This is a genomic window from Vreelandella profundi (assembly GCF_019722725.1).
In the GTDB taxonomy this organism is placed as follows: domain Bacteria; phylum Pseudomonadota; class Gammaproteobacteria; order Pseudomonadales; family Halomonadaceae; genus Vreelandella; species Vreelandella profundi.
The window spans coordinates 1,656,646-1,669,151 of the sequence record NZ_CP077941.1; the positions used below are offsets into that span (position 1 = coordinate 1,656,646).

General features: G+C 51.9%; 11 protein-coding genes. 10 read left to right on the top strand and 1 reads right to left on the bottom strand.

The window, feature by feature from the left end; genetic code table 11:
- Positions 1 to 167: 167 nt before the first annotated feature.
- The 8 genes from KUO20_RS07610 to KUO20_RS07645 all read left to right on the top strand — a co-directional run bounded on the left by KUO20_RS07610 (position 168) and on the right by KUO20_RS07645 (position 8,987).
- Positions 168 to 365 carry a hypothetical protein gene (locus tag KUO20_RS07610; RefSeq protein WP_235042251.1) on the top strand — a complete coding sequence of 66 codons (198 nt, stop codon included), beginning with the start codon at positions 168 to 170 and terminating at the stop codon, positions 363 to 365.
- Positions 365 to 772 (top strand): OsmC family protein, encoded by a 408-nt coding sequence (locus tag KUO20_RS07615; protein ID WP_235042252.1) that lies wholly within the window; start codon positions 365 to 367, stop codon positions 770 to 772. Before KUO20_RS07610 ends, KUO20_RS07615 begins: the two co-directional genes overlap by 1 nt.
- A 39-nt stretch (positions 773 to 811) precedes the next feature.
- Complete coding sequence (uvrB, locus tag KUO20_RS07620) at positions 812 to 2,836, top strand: excinuclease ABC subunit UvrB (protein ID WP_235042253.1); 2,025 nt, start codon at positions 812 to 814, stop codon at positions 2,834 to 2,836.
- A gap of 7 nt (positions 2,837 to 2,843) precedes the next feature.
- Positions 2,844 to 3,665, top strand: a complete 822-nt coding sequence (gene nei / locus KUO20_RS07625; protein WP_235042254.1) for an endonuclease VIII — start codon at positions 2,844 to 2,846, stop codon at positions 3,663 to 3,665.
- A gap of 193 nt (positions 3,666 to 3,858) precedes the next feature.
- Positions 3,859 to 5,364, top strand: coding sequence for a fumarate hydratase (locus KUO20_RS07630; protein ID WP_235042255.1), 1,506 nt, complete (start codon positions 3,859 to 3,861; stop codon positions 5,362 to 5,364).
- Between the two features lie 81 nt (positions 5,365 to 5,445).
- Positions 5,446 to 6,864, top strand: coding sequence for a cardiolipin synthase (gene cls / locus KUO20_RS07635; protein WP_235042256.1), 1,419 nt, complete (start codon positions 5,446 to 5,448; stop codon positions 6,862 to 6,864).
- Positions 6,865 to 6,928: 64 nt separating this feature from the next.
- Entirely contained in the window at positions 6,929 to 7,846 is a 918-nt protein-coding gene (locus tag KUO20_RS07640) for a LysR substrate-binding domain-containing protein (protein ID WP_235042257.1), read from the top strand.
- Between the two features lie 241 nt (positions 7,847 to 8,087).
- The gene (locus tag KUO20_RS07645) at positions 8,088 to 8,987 is read left to right on the top strand and encodes a YihY/virulence factor BrkB family protein (RefSeq protein ID WP_235042258.1); all 900 of its coding nucleotides are present in this window, start codon (positions 8,088 to 8,090) and stop codon (positions 8,985 to 8,987) included.
- A gap of 117 nt (positions 8,988 to 9,104) precedes the next feature.
- Here KUO20_RS07645 and KUO20_RS07650 read toward each other — a convergent pair whose 3' ends face one another.
- Positions 9,105 to 10,058, bottom strand: a complete 954-nt coding sequence (locus tag KUO20_RS07650) for a D-2-hydroxyacid dehydrogenase (protein WP_235042259.1) — start codon at positions 10,056 to 10,058, stop codon at positions 9,105 to 9,107.
- A gap of 217 nt (positions 10,059 to 10,275) precedes the next feature.
- Here KUO20_RS07650 and KUO20_RS07655 point away from each other — a divergent pair, with 217 nt between their 5' ends.
- Positions 10,276 to 10,575: an FmdB family zinc ribbon protein gene (locus KUO20_RS07655; RefSeq protein WP_235042444.1), complete on the top strand. Its 300-nt coding sequence runs from the start codon at positions 10,276 to 10,278 to the stop codon at positions 10,573 to 10,575.
- A gap of 66 nt (positions 10,576 to 10,641) precedes the next feature.
- On the top strand, positions 10,642 to 12,423 hold the full coding sequence (gene aspS / locus KUO20_RS07660) for an aspartate--tRNA ligase (protein WP_235042260.1): 1,782 nt from the start codon (positions 10,642 to 10,644) through the stop codon (positions 12,421 to 12,423).
- Positions 12,424 to 12,506 lie beyond the last annotated feature (83 nt).

Below are 12,506 nucleotides of genomic sequence, written 5' to 3' on the forward strand. Positions count from 1 at the left end.
ACTCCTGAGGTAAATGGTAAGGTGACAGCGTATAAAATACGCGTTGTTGCGTTATTTAATGCGGGCGCCAGGCATCAATTGCAAGGCACTATTAGCGTGCTAAACTCTTCATTTGGTATCAGCTTTACACAGTTTATCAGGTGTTGATCAACAGGTAAGGAAACGGTATGGCGCAGCAATCATTAACATTTCAGGGTGTTAAAACGGTCGAGCAGGTTAATAAAATCACCACGGCGCTGATGATGCTTGAGGGCGTTAATAGTGCCCAGGTGGGAAGGCATGGCGCCGATGTGGATGGCCGGGCCGCGCGACAAACGCTTGTAAGTGCGATTGAAAAACTTAAACTGGGCGTCAAGGTGTCTTAATGCATATACCGATTACCATTATCAGTGAGCGCAACAACGTCTTTAGGCAGCGCATAGACGTTGATGGGTTGGAAGCTCTGTATGCCGATGTACCGGCCATTGTTGGCGGTGATGGCAGCGCGCCGGATCCCCATGACTATTTCGATATTGCCTTAGGTACTTGCAAGGCGATCACGGTGTCGATGTACGCCAAGCGAAAAGAGTGGCCGCTTGAGGGAATCACCGTCACCGTGCAGCGAGATGATAGCCAGGAAAAAAAAGGTATCTATAAGTTAGATGTCGCCTTAACGCTGCAGGGTATTGATGACCCGGCTCAGCGCGCCAGACTGGAAGAAATAAGCCATCGTTGCCCCATCCAGCGCCTGATGACTGAGTCCACCGTTGAGGTCGCCACACGCCTTGTTTAGTTTGTCCTTAGCTAATGTCCCCTCTTTTTTGGAGTCACGATGAGCAAAGCCTTTCGATTGCAGTCTAAATTTCAGCCTGCTGGCGATCAGCCCGCCGCTATTAAAGGGCTGATTAGTGGCCTGGAATCAGGGCTTGCCCATCAGACGCTGCTCGGGGTTACGGGGTCGGGTAAAACCTTCACCATGGCAAATGTGGTGGAACAGCAGCAGCGCCCAACGATTGTCATGGCGCCGAATAAGACGCTCGCTGCCCAGCTTTACGGTGAGTTTAAGTCTTTTTTCCCTGATAACGCGGTCGAGTATTTTGTCTCCTACTACGATTATTATCAGCCTGAAGCCTATGTGGCGGCATCCGATACGTTTATCGAGAAAGATGCATCGATTAATGACCATATTGAGCAGATGCGTCTTTCAGCCACTAAGGCACTGCTTGAGCGCCGTGATGCGATCATTGTGGTGTCCGTGTCGGCTATTTATGGGCTGGGTGATCCCGAGCAATACCTGAAAATGCGTCTTCATTTCTCCCGCGGTGAACTGATTGACCAGCGCGCATTTTTACGCCGTTTGGCGGAGCTTCAGTACACTCGCAATGATATGGATTTTAGGCGTGGCACTTACCGCGTTCGTGGCGACGTTATTGATGTGTTCCCCGCTGATTCTGAAGAAGAGGCGGTGCGAATCGAGCTGTTCGACAATGAAATTGACACGATTCGCATGTTTGATCCACTCACCGGTGCCGTCCATGGCGAGGTGGCGCGAATGACCATCTACCCAAAATCGCACTACGTTACCCCACGGGAAACGATTTTAGGCGCCATCGATGACATTAAAGGGGAGCTCAAAGAGCGTTTAGAGTGGATGCGCAAGCACGAACGATTGGTGGAGGCACAGCGTTTGGAACAGCGTACGCTTTACGATATAGAAATGATGCTTGAGCTCGGTTATTGCAACGGCATTGAAAACTACTCGCGTTACCTTTCCGGGCGTGCCCCGGGCGAGCCGCCGCCGACCTTCTTTGACTACTTGCCAGACGACGCGCTGCTGTTTATCGATGAATCTCACGTCAGCGTACCGCAGGTCGGTGGGATGTATAAAGGCGATCGCTCGCGTAAAGAAACACTGGTCGAGTACGGTTTTCGACTGCCCTCTGCGCTGGATAATCGGCCCATGAAGTTTGAAGAGTGGGAGGCGATTTCACCGCAAACTATTTTTGTCTCCGCCACCCCTGGTCGTTATGAAGCCGAGCATACCGGTCAAACGGTTGAGCAAGTGGTGCGCCCCACCGGCCTGCTCGATCCTGAAATTGAGGTGCGCCCAGCCAGCACTCAGGTAGACGATCTGCTCTCCGAGATTGGGCTGCGAACCGCCGTGGGTGAGCGCGTGCTGGTCACCACGCTGACTAAGCGTATGTCAGAAGATCTGACGGATTACTTTGATGAGCACGGCATTCGAGTGCGTTACTTACACTCTGATATCGACACCGTGGAGCGAGTAGAGATTATCCGCGATTTGCGCTTGGGTAAGTTTGACGTGCTGGTGGGTATCAACCTGTTACGAGAAGGTCTTGATATTCCTGAAGTTTCGCTTGTGGCAATTTTGGATGCCGATAAAGAGGGCTTCTTACGCTCTGAGCGCTCGTTGATACAGACTATCGGCCGCGCTGCCCGTAATGCTCATGGTAAAGCTATTTTGTACGGTGATCGTATTACCGACTCAATGCGCAAGGCCATTGATGAAACGGACAGGCGGCGCACTAAGCAAAAAGAGCATAACGAAGAGCATGGCATTACGCCGACAACGATCACTCGTTCGGTCGCCGATATTCTTGAAGCGGCGCAAGCGCCCGGTAAGAAAAGCAGCCGCCGACGTGGTAATGAGCGCAAAGTCGCTGAGTCAGCCGCTGATTATGATATCACCAGCATGAATAAGCATGATCTAGTTGGTGCGATTAACAAGCTTGAGGATGCAATGTTTGAAGCAGCGCAAAACCTCGAGTTTGAAGAGGCCGCGCGTCTTCGCGACCAGCTGCATCAAATGAAAGAACAGCAATTGGTTGTGGGATAGGAGCTCTATGCCGGAAGGACCCGAAATTCGCCGTGCGGCGGACCGTGTACAACAGCAGATAGGTGAGCGTGAAATAGACGCCGCTTGGTTTGCTTTCCCCGAGCTTGCTGAGCAGGCCTCATCTCTTGTGGGTACGCGTGTTTCGCGGGTTGATACGTGGGGCAAGGCGATGCTGATCCGATTTAGTGATCGGCGCGTGCTGTATTCGCACAATCAGCTATACGGTGTCTGGAAGCTGCATGATGCCCATCAGCCGCCTGATACAAAGCGCACGCTGCGCGTCAGATTGACGGCGCAAGACCGCTGCGCAAGCCTTTACAGTGCCTCTGATATTTCCCTTTGGCACGAAGATAATCTTGCTCAGCATCCGTTTTTATCTCGGCTGGGGCCTGATTTACTCAGCCAGGAAGTCACTGCTGAGGCCGTGCAGCAACGCCTAAATCTTAAACAGTTCCATAAGCGCAGTTTAGGCGCGCTGCTGCTTGATCAGGGTCTGGTGGCAGGGCTGGGTAACTATCTGCGCTCGGAGATTTTGTTTTTTGCCCAGCTTTCGCCCAAAACGCGCCCGGTAGATTTATCGCCAGCGCAGCAGTTGATGCTGGCGCAGTGCATTATTGAAACGACGCTTCAAACGTATCAAACGGCAGGCATTACCAATCGTGATGCTTGGATTAAGCAGGCCAAGACCGCCGGTGAGTCACGTCGACAGTGGCGCTTTGCGGTATTTGACCGTGCCGGGCTGCAATGTCATCGCTGCGGTGAGGTCATTCAGCGGATCATGGTAGGTTCAAGGCGGCTGTATCATTGTCCTCGCTGCCAGTCGAACTAGCGTTTTAAATTTTATACCGTTATCTTAAGTGGTCGAGCTGCCTTTTTACACTCTAAACTCGGTTATCACTGGTATGGCTAGGGATGCTGCCGGGTGTGGGGCAATACGGTATACTTGGCTCACGCTAAGACGGCACTTTCGCAGTTGCGAAAGAAAGCCGCTGACTAGACGATAACCTAGGAGCTGTTAGTCCATGACCGTGATTCGCCAGGACGACGTTATTCAAAGCGTTGCCGATGCTCTGCAGTACATCTCTTACTATCATCCTAAAGATTTTATTGACGCCATGGCGGCCGCCTATGAGCGTGAAGAGAATCCCGCTGCGAAAGATGCCATTGCGCAAATTCTGATTAATTCACGCATGTGTGCCACAGGGCACCGTCCGATTTGTCAGGATACTGGTATTGTCACCGTGTTCGTTCACGTGGGTATGAACGTGACGTGGGAAGCGGAAATGAGCCTGGATGACATGGTGAACGAAGGTGTTCGTCGTGCTTACTTGCTGCCTGACAATATCTTACGTGCCTCGGTCCTGGCGGATCCAGACGGCAAACGCGCCAACACGAAAGACAACACGCCGGCCATTATTCATCACTCAATTGTGCCAGGCGACAGCGTCGATATTCATGTGGCCGCGAAGGGCGGTGGTAGTGAGGCCAAGTCTAAATTCGCCATGCTGAACCCCTCGGATAGCGTTGTGGACTGGGTGATGGAGCAGCTGCCCAAGATGGGTGCCGGCTGGTGCCCGCCCGGCATGCTGGGTATTGGCATTGGCGGTACTGCTGAAAAAGCCATGCTAATTGCTAAAGAAGCGCTGCTTGATCCTATCGATATTCAGGATCTACAGGCCCGCGGCCCCAGCAACCGTGCTGAAGAGCTACGCTTAGAGATATTTGATAAGGTCAATAAAAGTGGTATTGGCGCGCAGGGGTTAGGTGGTTTAACGACGGTCTTGGATATTAAAGTGAGAGACTATCCAACGCATGCGGCTAACAAGCCGGTTGCGATTATTCCCAACTGCGCGGCCACTCGCCATGTCCACTTTACGTTGGATGGCTCTGGCCCAGCCACGCTAGAAGCGCCGAAGCTTGAAGATTGGCCAGAAATCACCCGTGAAGCAGGCGAGAACGTCAAGCGTGTTAATCTCGACACTGTTACTCCTGCCGAAGTCAAAACGTGGCAGCCGGGCGATACGCTGCTATTGAACGGCAAACTGTTAACTGGCCGTGACGCGGCGCATAAGCGCATGATTGATATGCTGGCTAAAGGCGAGCCCTTGCCGGTTGATATGAAAGGGCGGTTTATCTATTACGTCGGGCCGGTTGATCCGATTGGCGACGAAGTGGTTGGCCCCGCAGGGCCCACCACGGCAACACGGATGGATAAATTTACCCGCACAATGCTGGAAGAAACCGGCTTGCTCGGCATGGTCGGTAAGGCAGAGCGTGGCCAAACGGCCATTGATGCCATTCGCGACAACGAAGCGGTTTATCTAATGGCGGTTGGCGGGTCTGCTTATCTCGTCGCCCAGGCGATTAAAAAATCGCGGATAGTGGGTTTTGAAGATTTGGGCATGGAAGCTATTTACGAATTTGAAGTTGAAGATATGCCTGTCACCGTTGCTGTGGATAGCCAGGGAACATCGGTGCATCAAACGGGGCCGGCTAAGTGGAAAGAAATTATTGCCCAGTCTGCTTAGCAGATAAAAACGGTTGATTAGGCTTTAAAACGAAAAGGGCCTCGCTTGCGGCGAGGCCCTTGCCTTTATAAGGACGTAGCTATGGCCTCCTGGTTATTAGGGACCAGCATTTTATTGATACATCTGTTAGGCATCGTCTCGGCCATCATGGCGCTGATGTCTAGCCGCACCTCTCAAGGGGCGGTAGCGTGGATTATATCGCTGCTGACCTTTCCCTATGTGGCACTTCCCGCCTATTGGTTTTTTGGTCGGCCGCGGTTTTACGGCTATGTATCAGCACGCGGGCAGCGTGACACAGTGCTGCGCCGGATCTTGGTTCGTTACCGCGCCAATGTTCAGCCCTATGTGGCGCCATCAAGTAATGCTGATATCCAAGCCGTCGAACAGCTGGCGATGATGCCGTTAACGCGCGGTAATCGGGCGACGCTATTGGTCGACGGGCAGGCTACGTTTGAGAGCCTGTTTGAGGGCATTGACCGCGCTGAAGACTATGTGTTGATACAGTTTTTTATCGTGCGCAACGACGCGCTAGGCCAGCGTTTGTTGAGTCATCTGCAGCGAGCGGCTAAGCGTGGCGTAAGGGTTTATTTTCTTTATGATGAGGTAGGTAGCCGCAAATTAAATGAAGGCTACTTGGGCGATTTAACGCGTGAGGGCGCGTCAGTCAGTGCCTTTAGGTCGTCACGGGGATTTAAACATCGATTTCAGCTCAACTTCCGCAACCACCGCAAAGTCACGGTCGTTGACGGTAAAGAGGGCTGGGTAGGTGGTTTAAACGTAGGTATCGAATACCTGGGTGAGGATCCGCGACAAGGTGCTTGGCGCGACACGCATTTAAAACTACAGGGCCCTAGCGTGCTGGGCTTGCAGGAAGCCTTCTGGGAAGACTGGCATTGGGCAACGGACGAAGTGATTAGCCTGAACTGGATAGCCGATACGTCATCATCAACCGATCATCATGTCGTTATAGTGCCTTCGGGTCCCGCTGACCGTCAGGACACCGCCAGCCTGTTAGTACAGCAGGTGATTCATAGTGCAAAACAGCGCCTTTGGGTCACTAGCCCTTATTTTGTACCTGACCAAGGCGTCCAGGATGCACTGCGGTTAGCGGCGATGCGCGGTGTAGACGTGCGGGTGATGATTCCTGAGCGACCAGACCATCTATTAGTATTTTTATCAGCGTTTTCATTCCTGCCGGATATGTTAAGAGCAGGTGTTAAAATATACCGTTATCTACCTGGGTTTCTACATCAGAAAGTAATGCTTGTAGATGATGAGGCGGCCACGGTTGGGACTATCAATTTAGATAATCGCTCGTTTCGATTAAATTTTGAAATCACTGCATTCATACCAAGCCCCGAATTTGCTGCCAGCGTCGCGGTAATGCTAGAAAATGATTTTGAGCAGTGCCGACGTGTGACAATGGATGAAATTAATCAGCGTTCAATGTGGATGAAAGTGGTGTCGCGCGCGGCTTACTTAACGGCGCCAGTACAATAAAGCAGTCATCGCTTGATAATGGCAGCAACTCTGCGTGAACGATGGGTAGTACAAGGAGTTATGGGTGAATCTTGAAACAAAATGGTTAGAAGATTTCGTAGCGCTTGCCGGCACACGCAGCTTCTCGGCCTCAGCGCGCCAGCGACACGTGACACAGCCGGCTTTTAGCCGACGTATTCGCGCGTTAGAGCAAGCTGTTGATGTAACCTTGGTCGACCGCTCCACAACGCCCGTGGGGCTAACGCCCGAAGGCCAACTCTTTTTAGTCACCGCGCGCAATCTTGTCGAGCAGTTGAATGAATCGCTGAGCCACTTACGTGGCCTATCTATTGCGAATGAAGCGTTGGATATCGTCGCGGCGCACTCTTTAGCGTTAAGTTTTTATCCGCCTTGGATTTCTCGGTTACAAAAAGGTCTGGGGGAGCTGCCCACTCGTTTAGTCGCCATGAATGTAGGAGAAGCCATTCACGTATTGCGGGAGGGCAACTGCGATTTAATGCTCGCGTACTACGATCCTTTTGCCACTATGCAGCTAGACGCCGAAGTATTTCCCTCGTTTTCAATCGGCAAGGTCAATATGCTGCCCGTTTCGTTGCCAGACGAGCAGGGTAAGCCGCTATTTTCATTGCAGCATGACGCCTCCATTCCCTATCTCTCCTATACCCAAGGCGCATTTTTAGGCCGGACGGTGCGCATGCTACTCAAAAATGATCCGCTACGGATGAAGTTACGTACCGTCTATGAAACCGCCATGGCCGAAGGCCTGAAAGGAATGGTTTTGCAGGGTGCTGGCGTGGCGTGGATACCTGATTTTTGTATTCGTGAAGAGCTGAAAAGTGGACGCTTAGTTAGAGCCGGTGAACAGCACTGGGATATCCCGCTTGAGATTCGCCTATATCGCTGCTCTATGGTGCACAAACCCGGCGTCGAGCGTTTGTGGCGACAGATGGTGAAGCTGCCGCGAGACTTTCTACAGGCATAGCCACCATGGTCTTAAATGCGGCAGGCTTGAACTGCTTGCGGCGTTTAACGACGACCAGCATCGGCAAGAGCGACTCATTTGGCACACACGGTAAAAGTCGCCATCCAAGCTTCCCTTTTTTTTAGGGAGCGTGATACGTATTAGAAAACTGCACATAGCGCTGTCGTTAGGTATGCTAGATAAGCGGCATATTGATAAGGCTTACAAAAACGCCTTTATAACGACGACATGGGAAGTGGATATGATTAAACAAACGGCTACCTTCTGGTGGAATGTAGTGCAGGATGCTATTTCACTGTGGCTAGAGCGTAATGCTTTTAGCTATGCCGGCTCACTCGCTTTTTATACGTTGTTCTCATTGGCGCCCACTATCATCATTGCAGTGACGGTTATCGGCGTTGTATTGGGAGAAGAAGCTGCCCAAGGTCAAATAGTCGCGCAACTTCAGGGAACGTTAGGAACCGATGCCGCGACGGCGATCGAACAAGCCGTGGCGCAGTCGCGAATTGAAGAATCAGGGCTATTGCCGACGCTGTTGGGCTTCGCTGCGCTGGTCGTTGGGGCTACGACCGTTTTCGCGCAAATGCAATTTTCGCTTAATACGATCTGGGGAGTAACGGCAAAGCCAACGTCTAATAGTGCCTTCGTGTTCATTAAAAACCGTCTGCTATCGCTTACGGTTGTTCTATCTATCGGGTTTATTCTACTGGTGTCATTAGTTTTAGGGGTCGTGCTGCGAGGAGTGCTGCTAGCGGCAGACAACTTACTACCTTTTGCCAGTTTATTTACGACGTCATTAGAGTCGCTTATTTCAGTAGCCATGGTGACATTGCTATTTGCCACTATTTTTAAGGTATTGCCCGATGTCGTGCTGCGGTGGAAAGATGTGTTTTTGGGGGCTGTTGTCACCGCGGTGCTATTTACGATAGGCCGTAGCGTTATCGCTATTTACCTAGCGCACACCGCTACCGCTTCAACCTACGGTGCAGCAGGTTCTGTTGTGATGATTTTGCTATGGGTTTACTACAGCTCATTGATTTTACTGTTTGGTGCTGCTTTTACGCGCTGCTTGCTGCTGCGTCGCGGTCGGCCGCTGGTACCCAGAAATAGTGCGGTACTTATCAAACAAGAGTACGTTTAAATAGCTCGCAGTACAGTGCATTAAGTTCAGGAGTGTGACTCATCCAGGTTTAAAATGGTGTCCTGGATGAGCTGCTCGCCTTACACCGTTAAGATGTCTTAATCTCGTAAGTGATTGTTAGGCCTTTTTCGCTGAGGTATTTTTCCATTCGCTAATATTGTTCGCCGTTAGGCTAACAATGTTCTGACGGGCCTCGGGTGTTATCCAGGCATTGTGTGGGGTGACAATCAAATTAAGCGGTTCGGCGAGCGCGTCAAGCAGCGGATGGCCGTCTCTAGGGGGCTCTGCAGGCAGTACGTCAACCGCCAGCCCGCCTAGTTTCCCCTCGCGTAGCGCGTCTAATGCAGCCATCTCGTCAATCATGCCCCCACGAGCGCAGTTAACCAGAAGCAGCGATGGCTTGGCTTTTGCTAAGCGCTCCCGATTAATCAAATGTTTAGTAGCGTCGCTCAGCGGGCAGTGCAAACTAATAATGTCGGCATCAGCAAGCAAAGCATCAAGGGACGGCCGTTTGTCGTTGGCCTCATTGCCTGGGCGGGCAGTAAAAGAGACTTTCATTCCGAACGCTTCCGCTAAGCGAGCAACTTCAGAGCCAAGTTCTCCTTGCCCAACCATGACTAAATGTTTGCCTGAAAGCTGTAGCGTGGGATAGTCCTGCAGGCAGAAAAAATCGCTGCGCTGCCACTCACCTGCGGCCACGTCGCGCTGATAAAGAGGGAGGCGATTGGCTAGCGAGAGCATGAGCATTAAGGTGTGCTGTGAAACGCTGGCGGTGCCGTAAGCCGCTACGTTTTTAACCTCAATGTTATTAGCTTTAGCGGTCTCAAGATCAATATTATTAAGCCCCGTTGCCAATACACATATCAGCCGTAGTTTGGGCAGCTGTTGCAGCGTTTTTGCATCGAGAACGACCTTGTTTACAATCGCAATATCCGCTTCAGCAAGGCGTTCAGCCGCCTGTTGTGTTGAGCTTTGCTCAAACACCTCAAGGTGAGAAACCGACTCACGAATGGCGGCTAAGTCAATCTGGGGGCCTAGGCTCTTAGCATCCAATATCACTGCGTGGGGCATTTTCTTATCTCCATTAACTGGCTAGGGCTGCATAACCTTGCTTGGCAGGGGTCACAAAAGGGTATAATGGCGGCGCTTGATCAACCGCAGCCTTGGAATTTATCCCGACTGGCCACATATTGGCAGCCTGGCAGCGTTTATTTTTGCTACTTTTCTGTCAGAAACGCATCTGTCAGAACTGAACCTGTCAGCGTTGAGCTTTAAAGGAGTCATCAACATGCCCATCTATGAATATGAGTGCAAGGCCTGCGGCCATCGTATGGAAAAACTGCAGAAGATTAGTGCTGATCCTTTAAAGGATTGCCCAGCGTGTCATAGCGATGGTTTGGCGCGTTTAGTATCCGCAGCAGGATTTCGCTTGGCCGGTGGCGGTTGGTACGAAACCGATTTTAAAACGGGTAGCAAAAAGAATTTAGCAGCTGATGGTAAAACGGCGTCGACAGATGCTGGCAAAACCAATGATGCCAGTGCTACCTCTAAGAGCGCTACTCCTAAAGACAAGGGCGCCGCGGCATAGCCGAGGCAGCCAGGGTTGGGACGACCCGCGACACATTAATTGCCACGTAACAGAACAGGATTTGACATGCGCAGCCATTATTGCGGCCAGCTGAATGAAACTTTGGTGGATCAAACGGTTACAGTATGCGGATGGGTTCATCGCCGCCGTGACCACGGTGGAGTGATTTTCCTCGACATGCGCGACCGCGATGGTATCGCTCAGTTCGTGGTCGACCCCGATACTGCCGATGCGTTTGCTCATGCCGACCGCGCTCGCAGCGAGTACGTCCTGCGCATTACAGGCCGCGTGCGGCTGCGCCCTGAAGGCACCCAGAATGCCAACATGCCGACAGGCATGATTGAGATATTGGCAAAGGAAGTTGAGGTGCTTAACGCCGCTATTACGCCGCCTTTCATGCTTGATGAGCATGGAAAAGTGGGCGAAGAAGTGCGCTTAAAGTATCGCTACATCGACCTGCGTCGCCCTGACATGATTGAAAAGCTGCGTCTACGCTCACGTATTTCTCACAACGTGCGTGCTTATCTTGAAGGTCAGGGGTTCTTGGATATCGAAACCCCGGTGCTGACGCGCGCCACGCCAGAAGGGGCGCGGGACTATCTGGTGCCAAGCCGCACGCATGCCGGTAGCTTCTTTGCGTTGCCGCAGTCGCCTCAGCTGTTTAAGCAGCTTTTGATGGTGGCTGGTTTTGACCGCTACTATCAAATTGCCAAATGTTTCCGTGATGAAGATTTACGTGCCGATCGTCAGCCTGAGTTTACCCAGATTGATATTGAGGCATCGTTTGTAGACGAGAACGACATCATGGGCATTACCGAAACCATGATTCGTCAGCTTTTCCAAGAAGTGTTGAGCGCAGAGCTTCCTGAGTTCCCGCGGATGACGTGGCAGGAAGCGATGGATCGCTTTGGCTCTGACAAGCCGGACTTGCGTATCCCGCTTGAGCTGACCGACGTTGATGACCTAATGCAGCAGGTCGATTTCAAGGTCTTTTCTGGCCCTGCCAGCGCCGATGATGGCCGCGTAGCGGCGCTAAGAGTGCCCGGCGGTGCCAAGCTTTCGCGTAAAGAGATTGATGAATATACCAAGTTTGTTGGCATTTACGGCGCTAAGGGCTTGGCATGGATTAAGGTCAACGAGCGTGCTAAAGGGCTTGAGGGCCTGCAGTCACCGATCGTTAAGTTTATGGAAAATATCGTCGAAGAGCTGCTTGATCGCGTAGGGGCAGAAGATGGCGATATTATTTTCTTTGGCGCTGATAAAACCCGTATCGTCAACGAAGCCATTGGTGCGCTGCGTGTCAAGCTAGGCGCTGACCTGGAGCTTTACACTCAGGAATGGGCACCGCTTTGGGTTGTCGATTTCCCCATGTTTGAGGCCGATGATAGCGATCGTTTAAGTCCGCTACACCATCCGTTTACGGCGCCGTCGTGCACGCCTGAGGAGCTCAAGGCCGACCCGGCTAAAGCGCTTTCGCGCGCTTATGACATGGTGCTCAATGGTACCGAGCTCGGTGGCGGCTCTATTCGTATTCATGATCAAACCATGCAGAGCACCGTGTTTGATATTCTTGGCATTGGTGAGGAAGAGGCGCAAGAGAAATTCGGCTTCTTGCTGGATGCACTTCAGTACGGCGCGCCCCCGCACGGTGGCTTAGCGTTCGGCCTGGATCGCCTAGTTATGCTGATGGTCGGTGCTAAGACTATTCGTGAAGTCATTGCCTTCCCGAAAACCCAAAGTGCGGCCTGCCTAATGACCAATGCGCCGGGTGACGTTAGCCCAGAGCAGCTGAAAGATCTGAATATCCGCCTACGCCAAAAAGTTAAGGCGGAGACAGCCGCAGAATAAAGCGGTTGTATCGTTGATCAGCACCGACGCTACGGCGTCGGTGTTTTTGTATGCTGCTCTGATAGATAGCCCTAATCCACTTG